Raw genomic sequence first — 15,471 nt, 5'->3', positions numbered from 1 at the left:
CCAATGTCAGCAGCAACCTACGCCAAAGCATGGCTGGTCATTCGCGAACGCAGCTTGCCCAAACGAGAGGTCATTCTCAGTCGCGATCGCCAATGGATCATTGGCCGCCAACTCGATTGCAGTATTCTCCTCAGGGATACCTACGTCTCGCGGGTGCATGCCGTCATCAACGCCTTTCTCTTTAGGGGGCAGCCCCTCTATTTCATCAGTGATTACCACAGTCGCAATGGCACGTTCCCCAATGGCTTCCCCATTCAGCACAGCACCCTCCTCCACCACAAAGATGTTATTGGTGTTGGCACCACCCTGATCGTTTTCTATTATCCCAACATGTTTAAGGAAATCTCCCTCGATGAATTCCCTGAACTGAGCAAACATTCGACGGGCAGCCTGCCTTGGGTCGGCTAGGGATTTGACATCCATAGAGTGCCAATTTTATGATGGGAAATTGTTGAGTTTGCGCGGAACAGGTTCTCAAGCGGGTCATTTCCCCACCTGCACGGTAAGGAGTTTTTTAGTTTCTATGGCATACGCAATTATTGAGACCGGTGGCAAACAATTGCGCGTTGAAGCCGGGCGCTTTTATGATGTGGAGCGTCTCCCCGTCGAGCCAGAGGGCACGATTGATCTAGAACAGGTGTTGTTGGTACAAACCGATAGTCAAGTTCATGTGGGTCAACCCTACGTTAGTGGTGCCGTTGTCTCGGGTACGGTGATGGAGCATCGTCGCGGCCCCAAAGTGATTGTCTATAAAATGCGCCCGAAAAAGAAAACCCGCAAGAAACAAGGCCATCGCCAAGAACTCACCCGCATCATGATCAACGAGATTCGTCTCAACGGTGAATCCCTAGGAGGTTAACATGGCACACAAGAAAGGAACAGGTAGTACCCGCAACGGTCGTGACTCCAATGCCCAGCGTCTCGGTGTCAAGCGCTTTGGCGGCGAAGTAGTGAAAGCCGGCCACATTCTGGTGCGGCAGCGAGGGACGAAGTTTCACCCCGGCGTCAATGTCGGTCGCGGCAGTGATGATACTCTTTTTGCGACGATCGCGGGGGTGGTTACCTTTGAACGCTATGGCAAAAATCGCAAGCGGGTGAGCGTCTATCCCCTAGCTGAGGGTTAAAGCCATACCCCGATAAATATTCAAAAATTCTTCAATGGGGTCAATCCACTGGGTTGACCCTTTTTATGTTTTCAGCCCATCACCTTCTGGGGAGACTTGTGCCCTGAGAATGTAAATTTTTGTGAACAGGCTGCTTTAAGGTCGAGAAATTGTTAAATTAGATACAGAAATAAATCGTTCATCTCTCGCAAGACATCAGTAAACGCTTTTCAGACCGAGTTGAGTTGTCAGCGTTGTTCCTTTGCGAGGGACGGAAGTAGGGAAAGAGATCCCGAAGGAACGCACCTCAATCAGTTCACCTTGTAGTCAAAATGGGGCGAAAACTATGACTACTCTCACTTATCGCGGCGTTCAATACAACTACGTTCCTCCAGCGATCAACACCCAAGCAACGGATGTCGTGGCTAAGTATCGCGGTAACACCTACCGTGTGGCTGCTGTGACAAATCCTCCGGAAGACTCCTTAAAAATCATGGCCTATCGCGGGGTCAAGTATCAAAAAGGTAAGCCGCCTGCCGGTGTTCCTGCGGCTCGCTTGGCTGATAGTGTGGCTTCTGTGCCCATGACGGCAACGGTGAACGACATGGCTCGCTCCTTGGCCGTGGCACATCATGTGATGATTAAAAGTCGTGAGCAAACCCTCCTTGCCCGAATGGCGGAAGCGATCGGGATGCCCGTGACGGCAGCCCACTACTGGAACCACATCCAAGGAAAAATTAACCCCCTCTTTGGTGCCACCTACGATCGCTCCTATGTGGCACTGAGCTAGGGCAGTGACAATAGTCCGATTGATTGAGTAGGAAAAGCGAGAGGGAGTCGGATCAGCCTTGGCTCCCTTTTTCTATTGCTCTTATACCAGCTCTCCGTAAGAATGCACCTAATAAGTTAGGTTCCAAAGGAGGATGGAAAGCTGAGTGTTCGATGCCCAACGGTTCCTAGCGTGCAATGAAAGCCACTAATCATTAACAGCAGACGGAAAAGGTCTTGAATTATTTCTTTTCAAGGCGATAACCTGTGTGATATCTTATAGCTCCTGAAAGAATCATGTTGCAGGATCAGAGCACAAGTTTGAGCAAGATAGACCGCATTGATCAAGAGCTATTTGAGCGATTCCAAGGCAAATTTTTTGTCCTGCCATCACTTTCTCGTCTTTTAGTTAGTTTTCAAGCGAACAAAACCAGACCCGTTTATCGTTGGTACAAGTTTAAGGAAGCATTTTCCGCTTCTTTAGTTGAACAATTGTTTCACAAGTACAGCATTACTACTGGCAGAATCTTAGATCCTTTCGCCGGCAGCGGAACGGCTTTATTTGCTGCAAGTGCAATGGGTATACATGCAGAGGGTATTGAACTATTACCCATCGGGCAAGAAATTATTGCCACTAAAAAAACTCTAGAGACGGAGTTCACACCTGAAGATTTCGATAGGTTGCGCCGGTGGTCGGAACAAAGAGTATGGGAGAAATCAGAAAAGCGTATTCCGCTGCCAGAACTCCGAATTACGCAAGGAGCTTATCCTCAAAAAACCAAGAAGGCTATTGAACAATATATGGGTGCTTGCCAAGAAGAAAACAGAAGAGTTAAAGCTGTCTTGCGCTTTGCTTTACTTTGTGTACTAGAGTCTATTAGCTTCACTCGAAAGGATGGTCAATACCTTCGCTGGGACTACCGCTCTGGACGCGCACAAAGTAAGAGAATTTTTAATAAGGGGGAAATTCTAGATTTACAGCAAGCTGTTTGCGGAAAGATAAATGAAATATTAATAGATACATGGATGGTTCATCAAACCAGTTTATCTTTTGTTGAAAAGCTTTATGGACAAATCCATCTGTATGAAGGTTCATGCTTTCAAATACTGCCTAAATTACCGGAGAAGGCCTACGACGCCATCATAACATCTCCACCCTACTGCAATCGCTATGACTACACACGTACATATGCGCTGGAACTCGCATTATTGGGAATAGGTGAGAAAGAACTGTTAAGACTTCGCCAAGAGATGCTAAGCTCCACCGTGGAGAACCGTTCAAAAGACCTATTAAATATCAATCCGCAATGGGCAACGGCACTGGCAGCTGCCGAGAAGCAGAAGCTATTGCAGACTATCCTGAAATACTTGGAAGACCAAAAAAAGCGAAAAGCCTTGAATAACAATGGTATCCCTAGGATGGTCAGGGGCTATTTTTATGAAATGACCTGTGTCATTGCAGAATGCGCACGTGTTCTCAAACCGAATGCCCTCTTGTTCATGGTTAATGATAATGTGCGTTATGCAGGAGTAAGCATTTCGGTAGATATGATCCTCTCTGATATTGCAGAAAAACTAGGTTTTCAAGTTGAGCATATTCTTGTTTTGCCGAACGGTAAAGGAAATAGTAGCCAGCAGATGGAGCAGCATGGACGCTATCCTCTGCGCAAATGTATTTATGTCTGGAGAAAACTGTGATGGGCTTATCTCCCTATCGAAACCATCTTCAGTCTAGTGATGATCTCGTTACAAGTTATGAAGCTACCCGTACAGGCTTTGTTGCTCTTGCGCTTGAAAAGAACCGTCGTTCTACACCTTATGTCGCCGAAGCAAGAGCATTGCAAGAAGCTGCATCAAACGCTAAAACACCTCATGATTTGCGGGGCATCAAAGGTATAGAAGGATATCTTCTCACGGCAGCAGGATTATCTGACAAAGTCTTGCGTCATTTACAGCCAGAAGACAAAGAAGAAGCCATCAATCATCTTATCAAGAACTTCCTTGAGCCGGCCGGAGAAAAATTCGTTGAAGAGCTGGTGTTTAGGTTCCTGCTGACGCGTGGCGAGGCACTCGGTGGGACAATGCGGAACATAGGTGGCATTTTAGCGCAGGGAAAACTTAACCAGGAAATCATTTCAACCCTAAGAGCCGATGGTATTTGTTACAGATGGCAAGGTTCAAACATGAAAGAGTGGGTGGATGACTCTGAAATCGAGTTATTTTTACGTGGGTTAACTTGGAAAAGAAACGGTGAGCCGCGCACTCTGATTTACAATTTGACCGTGCCTTTAGTGAAGAGTAATGTGGACATGTGTTTATTCAATCTCAGTCCTGACGAGTTGCGGGCTACAAGATATAAATTGGCCAAATCTTATATTGCACTCGGCGAACTCAAAGGGGGAATAGACCCTGCCGGCGCAGACGAGCACTGGAAAACTGCGCAAGCAGCTCTTGGCCGTATCCGTGAAGCATTTTCTAAAGCCCAGCATTCCCCGCTTATTTTCTTTCTTTATAGGTGCAGCCATTGAGAAAAAATGGCAGATGAAATATGGACTCAGTTGAACAAAAAGATGCTTGCTAACGCTGCTAATTTAAACGAACCAAATCAAATTGCATCAATATGCAGATGGCTCGTGTCGTTGTGAAAGCTTCCAAGTTGATTCCCCAGCCTTAGGGCGATCTTCAAATTCAAGGGGGATTAGTTCCGCCGATGCCACGGCCCCCAAATGGCAAAGGTCATCCCCGGATGATACAGATTGACAAACAGGGTCTGGCCGTCGGGGGAGAAGCACACCCCCGTGAGTTCTTGATTGTTGAGGGCATTGCGGGCAAAGGTGTACATCTGTCCGGCGGGGGTAATACCGACAAGGCGGTTGATGCCATCATTGCCATCTTCACAGCAAAGGAAATCTCCCCAAGGGGTCATTGTCAAGTTATCGGGATAATCAAGAACCTCCTTGCCCGGCGACTCAAGGAAGAGTTCAATCGTGCCACCCTCGCCCGAGGTGGAAGGGGGACGGTAACGCCAGATTTGCCCCAACCGTTTTTGCCCACCGCTGGTTGCCGTGAAGTAAAACTCGCCCTTGGCGTAGCAGAGGCCTTCACCCCGGACAAATTGAGCTGCGCCCTGCTCATATCCTTGGTAGCGGACGGTATCGGTGGCAGGGTCAGGATCGGGGATGGGCACCCACTCCACTTCAAAGGGTTTGCGCAGGGGAAAACCCTCGGCAGTGTTGAGTTTCGGGGCACCTTTGATCTTGAGGGCCTGTAACTCGCCGCCGGCAGCAAGGTTGCCCGGCTGTTTGGGAATAAAGCGGTAAAAGAGGCTGTCGCCGCGATCCTCCGTTTGGTAGAGGATATTTGTTTTTGGATCGATCGCGATCGCCTCATGTTGGAAGCGCCCCATTGCCTTCAGGGGAAGCGGCGTTACCGGTTCTTTGGCCTGAATAGGCACCTCAAAGTTGTAGCCGTGGCGTCTTTGCACGAGCCCTTGGTTGGCGGGATGTTCGGGCGTGGCAACGGTTTCCTCGCAGCTAATCCAACTCCCCCAGAGGGTTTTGCCGCCCCCACAGTTGCGAGAGGTGCCCGCCAAGGAAACGTAATGCCTGAGGAGCCGCCGATCTTTGCTGATAACCAGCGTGGTGGTGCCGCCGGGGGCAAGGGGGTCATACATCCTCTCCTGGGGAGCCACCACCCCCTGAAAGGCACGGGGAAGGCCGGGATACGTTTCATGGTTGCGGACAAGGATGGTTGTGCCATCGGGGCCGGGGAAGGCGGCCATGCCATCGTGACAGGTGGGCACCGGGGTACCATCACTCAGGCGATCGCCCAACTTTGAGAAGACGCGATACCGAAAACCCGCCGGTAAATCCAGCAGGCCATTGGGGTCTTTGACCAGAGGGCCAAATCCACGGGTGGTGAGCGGTTGACCTTGGGCTGCCCGTTGGTAGAGAAGCTGCAAGCCCTGGGGAAAGAGGGCTGCCCCCATACCGGCGGCGGCAAGGGTGAGGAAGCGACGACGTTGCAAACCCATAAAAAACCTCAGTGAACTGCACAACCAACGGCTAAACACTGCCCCCTATTGTCTTACTGCAAAGTTAGGAAACGATTCAAGGGAGGGGTGGGGTTGAGCGAGGAAAGTTTACTAAAATAAACTCATAACGAGTTTGGATAAGCCGATGCGAGTTTTAGACTTACCCCTCCATGCCATTCGTCGGCCGCTGGTTCGGCAAACGGATCCTGCAAAAGTGGCAGCGCTGATGGCCTCAATTGCGGAAATCGGCCAGCAGGAACCCATTGAGGTTCTTGAAGTGGAAGGCCAATACTACAGCTTTTCCGGGTGTCATCGCTATGAAGCCTGTCAGCGCCTTGGACTGCCCACAATTCGGGCACGAGTCCGCCGCGCGCCCCGTTCGGTCCTGAAGCTGCACCTTGCCTAGGCACCTTGTCAGATTAGCCGCCGTGTGGGACTCTAGGGAATTAGCTCCCTAGGACGACAATTGTGAGCGGTGTACGCCTTGAACAACTGACCAAGGTCTATCGCGATCCCCAGCGCGGGCAGGATGTCACGGTGCTCAAGGACATTAATCTGACGGTTGGGGCGGGGGAGTTTTTGGTGCTGGTGGGGCCTTCGGGGTGTGGCAAGAGTACGCTCCTGCGACTGATTGCCGGCTTGGATGAGCCAACCACAGGCACCATTTGGGTGGGCGATCGCCCGGTCAACGGTTTACCCCCCAAAGCACGGGATATTGCCATGGTCTTTCAAAGCTATGCCCTCTATCCCCATCTCACGGTCTATGACAACTTGGCCTTTGGGTTGCGCCGCACCTGCCAAATGAATGGCCTGTTACCCGCTCCCATTGAAGCCACGCTGACCCGCTGGACGCGATCGCTCCCCAAGGGAATGCAGCTCTCCTTTCCGCGGGAACGCGCCATTCAGCAGCGGGTGATGCAGGTTGCGCAGATGCTGCAAATCGATCACTTGCTCCACCGTTATCCCAAACAACTGTCCGGCGGCCAAAAACAACGGGTTGCCCTCGGACGCGCCATGGCGCGCAATCCCCAAGTCTTTCTCATGGATGAACCCCTTTCTAACCTCGATGCCAAGCTGCGCACCGCAACTCGCACTCAAATTGTCCAACTTCAGCAGCAATTGGGCATCACAACCCTTTATGTGACCCACGATCAAACGGAAGCAATGACGATGGGCGATCGCATTGTCGTTCTCCACCAAGGCCAAATTCAACAAATTGCCAAGCCCCTTGAGCTGTATCAACGCCCCGCCAATCGCTTTGTTGCCGAGTTTATTGGCTCACCGCCGATGAACTTTTTAGCCGTGACCCTCAGGGAAGGGAAGATGCAGTACCACGGCTGGCAGTTCCCCTTGGGTTCTCCTCTGCCCAACGCCTCAGAGGTGTGGTTAGGAATTCGTCCGGAGCATCTTGAGTTAGCCACGGCTGAGGCGGAGACCACACTGCCCGTTGAAGTGGATCTCGTAGAAGCCCTTGGCAATGAAACCGGGCTGATGGTTCACCTGAGTGCGACCGGCGAAACGTTGCGGGTGCGGCTACCGGGTCAGCATGCCATTCGTCGGGGCGATCGCCTCTATTTGCGTCCCGATCCGCAGCATCTCCACTTTTTTGACAAGAAGACAGGGCAGCGCCTAGAGCCATGAGCCAAGATCTGCAAGCTCGCCTTGCCCTGGTCGGCATTACCTGCAAAAGTCAGCTGCGCCGTAAAGGTTTCACGCGACAGCAAGCCAATGCCATTTGGGCCGGGGATGTGCGCCGGCTGCGCCTTGAAACCCTTGAACACCTTGCCCATGTGCTGGGGGTAACTCCCTGGGAATTCTGGCGGTGGTTCTACGGCGAACCCGTCTCTGAAGCGGCGCTCCAACACCAAGCCCTGCAAATTCTTGAACCGTTTCTGCGTTTCTGGCCCACTGCCGCCTATGCTGCTCGCCAAACCCCCACCGCCCCCGCCCAGCGGATTTTGACCCTTGTCAACCCTGTGTTTCAACTCCTAGAACAATGGGGGGTCAAAAAGATTGGTGAGGTGGGAGAATGTGTTCCCTTTGATCCACATCAGCACCAGAGCGATCGCGCCCCCTTAGCGGCAGGAACGCTGGTGCGCATTACCCATGTGGGCTATTGGTGGGGCGATCGCCTGCTGTTTCGGGCGCTGGTGACGCCAGTAGATACTCTCGGACAATCTGACCCGCCAGCACATGCTCCTGAATCACCCGCTCAATAACCGCCGGGGTTGCCGAGTGATACCACACGCCATCGGGATACACGACGAGAATCGGTCCCTGTTGGCATACCCGCAGACAATTGGCCTTGGTGCGAAAAATACAGCCCTCTGGGCGCGGTTGATCCAAGCCCAATTCCTTGAGGCGCTTTTTCAAATACTCCCATGCCTCTAGCCCCACGGCCTTGTCACAGCAGAGGGGTTTTGTTTGATCGGCACAGAGAAACAAGTGCCGCTGAATGCGGTCAATGCCAAGGGCTGCAACCTGCTGGGCCAAGGAAGGAGAGGTCATAGCCGGGTTTTTTACTCCGTAACCAAGGTTTGGGGACAGCACCATCGAGAAGGCAAGGGAGGGCAATTTGGCCACCGCCTCTACCGGCAGAGTCAAGCCCATCGGCCTGCCGTATTTTACCTCGGCAATGGTAGCGATAACCCTCATCCTCTACTTTTGCATGGGTGGGCAAGGCGGCCAGAGGGTGCCAAAATTCTTCCACTACTTTGCCAACAACCAAGGACTATACAGCATATGAGCTGCTAGGAATGCAGGGTACTGGCAATTGACCTGAATCATTCGATAGGGTAGGGGGCGGTGTCACGGTGAGGTTTGCACCCATGTCAGCCATGTTAGAAACCCTTGCCCTGATTCTGCTGCTAGGGTTCTTTGGTGGTCAGTTGGCACGGCGACTGGGGGCACCGCCCTTGATCGGCATGATTCTCGTGGGGATTGTCCTTGGGCCTGCGGGTCTAGACCTCTTGCACGCCGATGTTCTGGGAGCAGCCCCCACCTTCCGCGCCGTGGCAGTGATGGTGATTTTGATGAAGGCGGGCTTGGGCTTGGATCGCCAGAAGTTGGCTCAACAGGGCACGGTGGCTCTGCGCCTTGGGGTGTTGCCCGCGTTGTGCGAAATGGCTGTGGTAGCAGGGATGGCGATGCTCCTGCTGGGATTTAATCTGCGCCAAGGGCTATTGCTGGGGGCGATCGTGGCCCCGGAGTCCCCCGCAGTCATTGTGCCGGGGATGCTGCGGCTAAAAAGTTTGGGCTGGGGCGTGGACAAGGGCATCAGTGATGCCATTCTCTCCGGCAGTGCCATTTCCGATGTCGTGGTGCTGTTGCTGTTTAGTCTGCTGCTGGGGTCTGACCAGGAGGGAGGATTCCTAGGCGCTTTGCCGCCAGCCTTGGGGGTGAGTGTGCAGGCGCTTCTGGAGATTGGCGGTGGCCTGATCGTGGGGTACGGTCTGGCATGGGCGCTGGTCTTTCTGTTGGCTCGGCAAAACTGGAGTCAAAATCGGGTGCAGACAACCCTTGTGGCAGCCGCCGTGGCCTTGGGAGCGGTGGGCTTAGCCGATCGCCTGCCCTTGTTTTCCGGCTACCTTGCGGTTATGAGTGCGGGGTTTTTCTTGATTGAGATGGATGCGCCCTTGGCGCGGCAACTGCGGGGCGGCTTTGATGCGCTGTGGCAGGGGGCAGAGATTTTCCTCTTTGTGTTGTTGGGTGCCGCTGTCCAGTTGGGGGTATTGCAACGTTCCCTTGGGGTAGGCTTGGTGATTTTGGCGGTGGGCACATTGATTGGGCGGAGCCTCGGTTGGTGCCTTTCTACCCTTGGCAGTAATTGGACGCTTTCAGAACGTCTCTTTTTGCTGCCGGGGAATTCGGCCAAGGCCACCGTGCAGGCGGCGATCGGTGCTTTGCCCCTGTCCGCCGGAGTGGCCGGCGGGGATACCATGCTGGCGATCGCCCTCCTTTCCATCTTGATTACCGCTCCCCTTGGGGCATGGGCAATTCCCACATTTGCCCCCAAACTCCTGCAAAAAGGGGAGGTTGATCCCACCAAAGTCTTGCTACAGTCTCGGGTGGTGCTCTTGGCTGCCGTGGATGTCTCAAGGGTGACCCCCTATGTTCTGCAAAAAGCGGCGGAGTTAGCACGGCGAGCCGATGGGGAAGTGATTGTTCTCCATGTCCAAAACCTGCCGCAGCCCAAGGCGATCGCCACCCTCAACGGTCAAATCAAGCAGTACCTTGCCGATATTCGCCATCGTTTCATTGTGACCGCCGGTCCGATTCCTCAGGCGATTTTGGAGACTGCCACTCTCTACAACGTTACGGAGATTATCCTTGGCAAACATGGCCAAGGGGGATTGCAGCGGGTGCTCATGGGGTCGGTGTGTCAGAGTATTCTGGAGGCATCAACGCGACCGGTGCTGATTGTGGAGGAACCCCGCTCGTGATCTCGATTCATCCTCGTTTGCGCCCCGCCTTGGCCGTTAGTCTTGGAGCCATCCTTGGCGCCTTGAGTCGCTTCTTACTGGAGGCCTATTTGGAACCCCATCTTGCCGGCAATTTGCCCTTTGCCACGTTGATCGTGAATGTCAGCGGCTGCTTTTTGCTGGGGGGGATTGCCCCCCTTGCCTTTGCCCGCACGTTTGTCCTACACCCCGATTTGCGCTTGCTATTGACAACGGGGTTGATCGGTTCCTACACAACCTTTTCATCCTATGAGTTGGATAACGACAAGTTACTGGGGATCAGGGATGGGTCAATCGAGGGCTTTTACTGGCTAGGCAGTATGGGGCTGGGATTACTCGCCCTAGAGGTGGGAAGCCGCCTAGTCCTGTGGGGATTGGCCTATTGGGAGAAATGGGATGATCTGGCCTGAGGGACTGTTGGCGATCGCCATTGGCGCTGTGCCCGGCGCTTTGATACGCTACTACATCGGCCTGGGGAGCGATCGCCGGTTTGGCACTCCTGTGGTCGGTACCTTGGGTGTGAATCTCAGCGGTGCCTTTCTCATGGGCTTTTTGAGCCACGTTTTAGGCCGCTGGGGGGCACCGCTGTGGCTGACCTATGGGATTACCGTGGGTTTTTTAGGGTCTTTGACCACCTTTTCCACGTTTATCCTCGAAGTCTCGAACCTGCGCCGCCAAGGCTACTCGCGGCTAGCGTGGTTTTATTGGCTGGGCACACCTGTTGGGGGATTTCTGTGTCTTGAAGGGGGAATCTCCCTTGCTCACGCATTCTAGGCGAGTTGAGACCGCCGAGGCTCCCTTGCTTGAGGCTCAAGATATTATTCTTCGCTAATCCTTTGGAGCTGCTGGCGATCGCAAATCGTAATTTCCGCCCCATTGACAGTGATGATTCCCTGGAGGCTCAGCTCATAAAAGGCACGGGATAAGGTCGCAGGAATTGTGCCCAAGAGGGCAGCTAACTCAGTTTTTGTCAAGTTCAGCGTGACCGTGTCGGAGCGATCGCGAGGGACAAGTTGCAGCAAATAGGCCGCCAGCCGTTGGGGCACCTGTTTGAAGGAAAGAGTTTCTACTAAGCTGACCAGATGCCGCAGGCGCTTGGCAAAGCCAGCTAAAAGATGAACGGCAAGGGCAGGCTCTCGATGCAGTAGCCCTAAAAAAGCTGACCGCGGAAAAAATACCAATTCAACATCATCAAGCGCTTGGGCAAAGGCAGGATAGGGCTGGTGGTCAAAGGCGGTCACCTCAGCAAAGCTATCTCCGGCTTCACAGATGTGCAGGATTTGTTCTTTTCCTGCTGTCGAAAGATTGAAGACTTTGACCCGTCCGGTTTTGACAACAAAAAACCCCGGAGCCAGATCTCCTTTGCGGAAAATGATGTGCTGCCGTTGCCAAACCTGTAGCTCAGCAATTGCAGCCAATTGCGCTAACTGTGCTGTGGAAAGTTCGCCAAACATGAGCGACTGGCGCAGGCACGGCTCAATATCCCTTTCCTGACCCATAGGCAAAGTTAAGGATTTCTCAAGGTTTCTTTTGACTTAGGTCAAAGCCCTACGCTTCAGCCCCCCCGTAACTTAAGAGCTTAAGGATACTGCTTGGGGAATCCTACCATGGTGAATTTGTCCTTCAATCCTACCAAAGCGCTGCAAACGGCGGCGCGATCGCGGGGCTGGACACTGCCTGCTTGGTTAGTGTTTGTCTGTGTGGTCACCTTCTCCGTTCTCCTCACCGCCGGCGCAGTGATTTACAAGAATGCTCCCCCGCTGCCGGCTACGATCGTATCGCCACAACAGGAAGTTCTGCTAGATCGCGCAACGATTCAGCGGGGTCAGGAACTGTATTTGGCACGGGGAGGGCAGCACATTGGCAGTATTTGGGGGCATGGCAGTTATCTTGCTCCCGATTGGACGGCCGATGTATTGCACCGCTGGGGGCTTGCCACCGCCGGGGTCTTGCTCAATGGTCATCCTGAGTTTGAGGAAGCAGATTGGCAAGCGTTATCCGAGGCCGATCGCGCTCAACTGCAAGTCCAGGTTCAAGAGCAATTCAAACCGAACCGCTACAACCCGGAAACGGGAGTGCTTGTGCTCACCCATGCCCAAAGCCAAGGACTGCAAAAGGTCTTTCGGGACTACCAAAACCTGCTCTCCCAAGGCTCTGCGGCTCACTCTATTCCCCGCCATTGGTTTACGGATGCAGAAGAGATCCATGCTGTTACAGCTTTCTTTGTCTGGACAGCGTGGGCGGCGGTGGCCACCCGTCCTTTGTCGCCGTTTTCCTATACGGCCAACTTTCCCTATGATCCCTTGGTGGGCAACCAACCACCGGGGCAGTTTGTCATCTGGTCAATTGTTTCCGTGGTGGTCTTAATTGCGGCGATCGCCCTCTTTCTTTTTGTCTATCTCACTCAAGAGGAAGATGCGGTTCAACCTGTAACCGAGCGCCCGGCAATTCGTCTGGCAACCCCCAGCCAAAAAGTGGCCACCCTCTTCTTTGGGGTAGCCATGGCTCTGTTCTTGGTGCAGATTTTGATGGGGATGGTGACTGCCCACTACGCCGTTGAGGGGGATGGATTTTATGGAATTCCGATTCAGCAGTATCTTCCCTATGCTGCCTCACGAACATGGCACTTGCAACTGGCCGTCTTTTGGATTGCCACCTGTTGGTTGGCTGCCGGTCTTTATTTTGGCCCGCGCTTTGCCCACCACGAACCCAAGTTTCAGGTTTGGGGCAACGGTAGTCTGCTGCTGGCTCTGACCATTGTGGTGATCGGCTCCTTGGTAGGCACATGGGCAGGGATTCAGGGATATCTTGGCTCCCAGAGTTTTTGGTTTGGACATCAAGGTTATGAGTATGTGGAGCTAGGGCGACTATGGCAACTTTTGCTCATCGCGGGTATGGTCCTGTGGCTTTGGTTAATGTTCCGCGCTCTGCGACCGGCTCTTAAAGCCGAGGGAAGGAAAACCGGTCTCAATCATTTTTTCCTTTACAGCGCCATCACTATTCCCCTGTTCTACGGGGCAGGGCTGATGTACACGAATCAGACTCCCTTGAGTGTGGCCGAGTACTGGCGCTGGTGGGTTGTCCATCTCTGGGTGGAGGGCTTCTTTGAGGTCTTTGCCACCGTCGCGATCGCTTACCTGTGCAGTGAACTGGGTTTTCTCAAGCGCTCCGCTGCGCTGCGCGCCAGCTATCTCACGACCATTCTCTATCTTGGCAGTGGCGTCATCGGTACCCTGCATCACCTTTACTTTGCCGGTACACCGGTCTTTATCACCGCCTTGGGGGCTGTGGCCTCTGCCTTGGAGGTGGTTCCCTTGACACTCATCGGCTTTGAGGTGGTGAAGTCACTTAAGCTTTCCCAAGAAGCCCAAGGGTTTTATCGGCTGCCCCTGCGTTTTTTCATTGCTACCTGTTTTTGGAATTTGGTGGGGGCAGGGGTCTTTGGGTTTTTGATCAATCCGCCGATTGTTCTCTACTATTCTCAAGGCTTAAATACAACCCCCATTCATGCCCACGCGGCGCTGTATGGGGTATATGGCTCCCTGGCGATCGCCCTAATGCTGTTTGTTTTGCGGGAAATCACACCGGAAACCGCCTGGGACGAAACAACCCTCAACCGCGCCTTTTGGTGGCTAAACGGGGGGTTGGTAGCCATGTTGGGGCTGGGTCTGATTCCCAACGGATTTTATCAGCTTGTGCAGTCCATTAACCACGGTACTTGGTATGCCCGCAGTGCCGCCGTCATTCACTCCCCTTGGATGCAGTGGACGGTTTGGCTGCGGATTCCCGGTGATGTGATCTTTGCGGTTGGGGCAGGGTTGCTCATTTACGCAGTGGCACGGGCACTCTTTGGGATTTGGCGAGAACCCACGGCAACTGTATCCCCCGCTGCCCAACCCCTTGAAAATTGACGTTGACCTTGCCGTTGGAGGTTACCCCTATGACGACTCAGTTACGTCTGACGGAGACCGTGGGCACCTTGGTGCGAGACCACCCTGCTTTGGCGACATTGTTTGAACGGGCACGCATTGACTACTGCTGTGGGGGGCGCCAAACCCTTGCTGAAGCCTGTGCGCAGCAGGGCATTGATCCGCAAGGGTTTCTACAGGAGTTAGAAGCTGCCTTAGAAACCGCCCCTGTAGCGTCAATGGAGGTTGCCTATGACTCCCTGACGGCGCTGATTGACCACATTGAGACGGTGCACCATGCCTATTTGCATCAGGAGCTTCCCCATCTCGAAGCGCGGGTTGCCCAAGTGGTGGCTGCCCACGGTCACAAGGATGCTCGTTTGGGGCAACTGCAATCCTGTGTAGCCGCCTTAGCCGCAGAGCTGCAAGCCCATTTGCAAAAGGAGGAACAGATTTTGTTTCCCCTGCTGCGCCAACTAGAGGCCGACCCCAACAGCACCCTGAGGTCTTTCATCCAAGCCCCGATCGCCTGTATGGAACAGGAACACCAAAAGACCGGGGCTGCCCTAGCCCAACTGCGGCGGCTGACCGATGACTTTACCCCTCCTGCGTGGGCGTGCAATACCTACCGCGCACTGTTGGCCGGCCTTTTGAGGCTGGAGCAAGACTTGCATCAGCATATCCACAAAGAAAATAATCTCCTCTTTCCGAGGGCGATCGCCGAACTCTGAGGGCAGCCATGCTGTTCAAACTTCTTGTGATTTTCCATACCCTCGGGGCAACGGTTTGGGTGGGAGGGCACCTGATTCTTGCCCTGACCATTCTGCCCCCTGCCCTCAAAGAGCAAAGGGCGGAACCTATCCGACGGTTTGAGGAGCCTTTTGAAAAATTGGGTTTGGCAGCGCTGCTGGTGCAGGTGGTGACCGGTGTGGGGCTGACCCTCATTTATTTTCCCCAACTGGAGGGTCTGTGGCCACCGCGCTCTGTAGTGGCGCAGTATGTTGTAATCAAGCTGGGAGGTTTGCTGGCAACCCTTGCCCTGGCGGTGCAGGCGCGGCTGCTAATTCTCCCAAAACTGACCGCCACAACCCTGCCTTGGCTGGGGCTGCACATTGTGGGTGTCACGGTTCTTGCTGTCCTGCTTGCCGTCGTAGGGACAGGAATTCGCTTAGGAGGGTTGATTTAGACCATGAACCTTG

The 15,471-nt window shown here is 53.6% G+C and carries 17 protein-coding genes, 1 pseudogene and 1 riboswitch; of the genes and pseudogenes, 15 read left to right on the top strand and 3 right to left on the bottom strand.

Annotated elements, in window-relative coordinates; all coding sequences use genetic code 11:
• Positions 1–3 precede the first annotated feature (3 nt).
• From ACK4IR_RS08275 to ACK4IR_RS08250, 6 genes and pseudogenes are all read left to right on the top strand, one after another.
• Entirely contained in the window at positions 4–408 is a 405-nt protein-coding gene (locus tag ACK4IR_RS08275) for an FHA domain-containing protein (RefSeq protein ID WP_409873899.1), read from the top strand.
• Positions 409–523: 115 nt separating this feature from the next.
• Positions 524–859: a 50S ribosomal protein L21 gene (gene rplU / locus ACK4IR_RS08270; protein ID WP_409873898.1), complete on the top strand. Its 336-nt coding sequence runs from the start codon at positions 524–526 to the stop codon at positions 857–859.
• A 1-nt stretch (position 860) separates the two neighbouring features.
• Complete coding sequence (gene rpmA, locus ACK4IR_RS08265; RefSeq protein WP_297051500.1) at positions 861–1,124, top strand: 50S ribosomal protein L27; 264 nt, start codon at positions 861–863, stop codon at positions 1,122–1,124.
• A gap of 173 nt (positions 1,125–1,297) precedes the next feature.
• Positions 1,298–1,410, top strand: a riboswitch (Glutamine riboswitch).
• A gap of 39 nt (positions 1,411–1,449) precedes the next feature.
• On the top strand, positions 1,450–1,893 hold the full coding sequence (locus tag ACK4IR_RS08260; protein WP_409873897.1) for a DUF4278 domain-containing protein: 444 nt from the start codon (positions 1,450–1,452) through the stop codon (positions 1,891–1,893).
• A gap of 275 nt (positions 1,894–2,168) precedes the next feature.
• Positions 2,169–3,569: a site-specific DNA-methyltransferase gene (locus ACK4IR_RS08255; RefSeq protein WP_409873896.1), complete on the top strand. Its 1,401-nt coding sequence runs from the start codon at positions 2,169–2,171 to the stop codon at positions 3,567–3,569.
• A pseudogene (locus tag ACK4IR_RS08250) lies at positions 3,542–4,516 on the top strand (AvaI/BsoBI family type II restriction endonuclease). The gene ACK4IR_RS08255 and the pseudogene ACK4IR_RS08250 overlap by 28 nt, the downstream one beginning before the upstream one ends.
• A gap of 53 nt (positions 4,517–4,569) precedes the next feature.
• On the opposite strand, the gene ACK4IR_RS08245 reads toward ACK4IR_RS08250, so the two are convergent.
• Positions 4,570–5,904 carry an alkaline phosphatase PhoX gene (locus tag ACK4IR_RS08245; RefSeq protein WP_409873895.1) on the bottom strand — a complete coding sequence of 445 codons (1,335 nt, stop codon included), beginning with the start codon at positions 5,902–5,904 and terminating at the stop codon, positions 4,570–4,572.
• Positions 5,905–6,049: 145 nt separating this feature from the next.
• Here ACK4IR_RS08245 and ACK4IR_RS08240 point away from each other — a divergent pair, with 145 nt between their 5' ends.
• From ACK4IR_RS08240 to ACK4IR_RS08230, 3 genes are all read left to right on the top strand, one after another.
• On the top strand, positions 6,050–6,310 hold the full coding sequence (locus ACK4IR_RS08240; protein WP_409873894.1) for a sulfiredoxin: 261 nt from the start codon (positions 6,050–6,052) through the stop codon (positions 6,308–6,310).
• 62 nt (positions 6,311–6,372) lie between these two features.
• Positions 6,373–7,545, top strand: coding sequence for an ABC transporter ATP-binding protein (locus ACK4IR_RS08235; RefSeq protein ID WP_409873893.1), 1,173 nt, complete (start codon positions 6,373–6,375; stop codon positions 7,543–7,545).
• On the top strand, positions 7,542–8,123 hold the full coding sequence (locus ACK4IR_RS08230; RefSeq protein ID WP_409873892.1) for a helix-turn-helix domain-containing protein: 582 nt from the start codon (positions 7,542–7,544) through the stop codon (positions 8,121–8,123). The genes ACK4IR_RS08235 and ACK4IR_RS08230 overlap by 4 nt, the downstream gene beginning before the upstream one ends.
• On the opposite strand, the gene ACK4IR_RS08225 is transcribed toward ACK4IR_RS08230, so the two are convergent.
• Positions 8,005–8,412: a (2Fe-2S) ferredoxin domain-containing protein gene (locus ACK4IR_RS08225; RefSeq protein WP_409873926.1), complete on the bottom strand. Its 408-nt coding sequence runs from the start codon at positions 8,410–8,412 to the stop codon at positions 8,005–8,007. The two genes, ACK4IR_RS08230 and ACK4IR_RS08225, sit on opposite strands and share 119 nt — an antisense overlap.
• A 329-nt stretch (positions 8,413–8,741) precedes the next feature.
• Between ACK4IR_RS08225 and ACK4IR_RS08220 the strand changes: the two genes are divergently transcribed.
• The 3 genes from ACK4IR_RS08220 to ACK4IR_RS08210 are packed head-to-tail and all read left to right on the top strand — an operon-like array spanning position 8,742 to position 11,138.
• Positions 8,742–10,346, top strand: a complete 1,605-nt coding sequence (locus tag ACK4IR_RS08220; protein WP_409873925.1) for a cation:proton antiporter — start codon at positions 8,742–8,744, stop codon at positions 10,344–10,346.
• Entirely contained in the window at positions 10,343–10,774 is a 432-nt protein-coding gene (gene crcB, locus ACK4IR_RS08215) for a fluoride efflux transporter CrcB (RefSeq protein WP_409873891.1), read from the top strand. Before ACK4IR_RS08220 ends, crcB begins: the two co-directional genes overlap by 4 nt.
• Positions 10,761–11,138 (top strand): FluC/FEX family fluoride channel, encoded by a 378-nt coding sequence (locus ACK4IR_RS08210; protein ID WP_409873890.1) that lies wholly within the window; start codon positions 10,761–10,763, stop codon positions 11,136–11,138. Before crcB ends, ACK4IR_RS08210 begins: the two co-directional genes overlap by 14 nt.
• A gap of 44 nt (positions 11,139–11,182) precedes the next feature.
• Here the strand turns inward: ACK4IR_RS08210 and ACK4IR_RS08205 are convergent, their stop codons facing one another.
• On the bottom strand, positions 11,183–11,863 hold the full coding sequence (locus tag ACK4IR_RS08205) for a Crp/Fnr family transcriptional regulator (RefSeq protein ID WP_409873889.1): 681 nt from the start codon (positions 11,861–11,863) through the stop codon (positions 11,183–11,185).
• A 108-nt stretch (positions 11,864–11,971) separates the two neighbouring features.
• Between ACK4IR_RS08205 and ACK4IR_RS08200 the strand changes: the two genes are divergently transcribed.
• Genes ACK4IR_RS08200 through ACK4IR_RS08190 form a run of 3 tightly spaced genes read left to right on the top strand, consistent with a single transcriptional unit; the run spans position 11,972 to position 15,458 of the window.
• Positions 11,972–14,275: a nitric-oxide reductase large subunit gene (locus ACK4IR_RS08200; RefSeq protein ID WP_409873888.1), complete on the top strand. Its 2,304-nt coding sequence runs from the start codon at positions 11,972–11,974 to the stop codon at positions 14,273–14,275.
• A gap of 29 nt (positions 14,276–14,304) precedes the next feature.
• Positions 14,305–15,003, top strand: coding sequence for an iron-sulfur cluster repair di-iron protein (gene ric / locus ACK4IR_RS08195; RefSeq protein WP_409873887.1), 699 nt, complete (start codon positions 14,305–14,307; stop codon positions 15,001–15,003).
• Between the two features lie 8 nt (positions 15,004–15,011).
• A complete protein-coding gene (locus ACK4IR_RS08190; RefSeq protein ID WP_409873886.1) occupies positions 15,012–15,458 on the top strand; it encodes a CopD family protein in 447 nt (148 codons plus the stop codon).
• Positions 15,459–15,471: the final 13 nt, after the last annotated feature.

Origin of the sequence: Thermosynechococcus sp., from assembly GCF_046299635.1 — a bacterium.
Lineage (GTDB): Bacteria > Cyanobacteriota > Cyanobacteriia > Thermosynechococcales > Thermosynechococcaceae > Thermosynechococcus.
The sequence above is the reverse complement of the archived record's forward strand: the minus strand, read 5'-3'. Positions and strand labels throughout refer to the sequence as shown.

Bases quoted from the DNA above. Each gene is read 5' to 3' on its own strand.
- ACK4IR_RS08275 (WP_409873899.1), top strand. From the start codon at position 4: ATGTCAGCAGCAACCTACGCCAAAGCATGGCTGGTCATTCGCGAACGC.
- rplU (WP_409873898.1), top strand. From the start codon at position 524: ATGGCATACGCAATTATTGAGACCGGTGGCAAACAATTGCGCGTTGAA.
- rpmA (WP_297051500.1), top strand. From the start codon at position 861: ATGGCACACAAGAAAGGAACAGGTAGTACCCGCAACGGTCGTGACTCC.
- ACK4IR_RS08260 (WP_409873897.1), top strand. From the start codon at position 1,450: ATGACTACTCTCACTTATCGCGGCGTTCAATACAACTACGTTCCTCCA.
- ACK4IR_RS08255 (WP_409873896.1), top strand. From the start codon at position 2,169: ATGTTGCAGGATCAGAGCACAAGTTTGAGCAAGATAGACCGCATTGAT.
- ACK4IR_RS08245 (WP_409873895.1), bottom strand. From the start codon at position 5,904: ATGGGTTTGCAACGTCGTCGCTTCCTCACCCTTGCCGCCGCCGGTATG.
- ACK4IR_RS08240 (WP_409873894.1), top strand. From the start codon at position 6,050: ATGCGAGTTTTAGACTTACCCCTCCATGCCATTCGTCGGCCGCTGGTT.
- ACK4IR_RS08230 (WP_409873892.1), top strand. From the start codon at position 7,542: ATGAGCCAAGATCTGCAAGCTCGCCTTGCCCTGGTCGGCATTACCTGC.
- ACK4IR_RS08225 (WP_409873926.1), bottom strand. From the start codon at position 8,412: ATGACCTCTCCTTCCTTGGCCCAGCAGGTTGCAGCCCTTGGCATTGAC.
- ACK4IR_RS08220 (WP_409873925.1), top strand. From the start codon at position 8,742: ATGTTAGAAACCCTTGCCCTGATTCTGCTGCTAGGGTTCTTTGGTGGT.
- ACK4IR_RS08210 (WP_409873890.1), top strand. From the start codon at position 10,761: ATGATCTGGCCTGAGGGACTGTTGGCGATCGCCATTGGCGCTGTGCCC.
- ACK4IR_RS08205 (WP_409873889.1), bottom strand. From the start codon at position 11,863: ATGGGTCAGGAAAGGGATATTGAGCCGTGCCTGCGCCAGTCGCTCATG.
- ACK4IR_RS08200 (WP_409873888.1), top strand. From the start codon at position 11,972: ATGGTGAATTTGTCCTTCAATCCTACCAAAGCGCTGCAAACGGCGGCG.
- ric (WP_409873887.1), top strand. From the start codon at position 14,305: ATGACGACTCAGTTACGTCTGACGGAGACCGTGGGCACCTTGGTGCGA.
- ACK4IR_RS08190 (WP_409873886.1), top strand. From the start codon at position 15,012: ATGCTGTTCAAACTTCTTGTGATTTTCCATACCCTCGGGGCAACGGTT.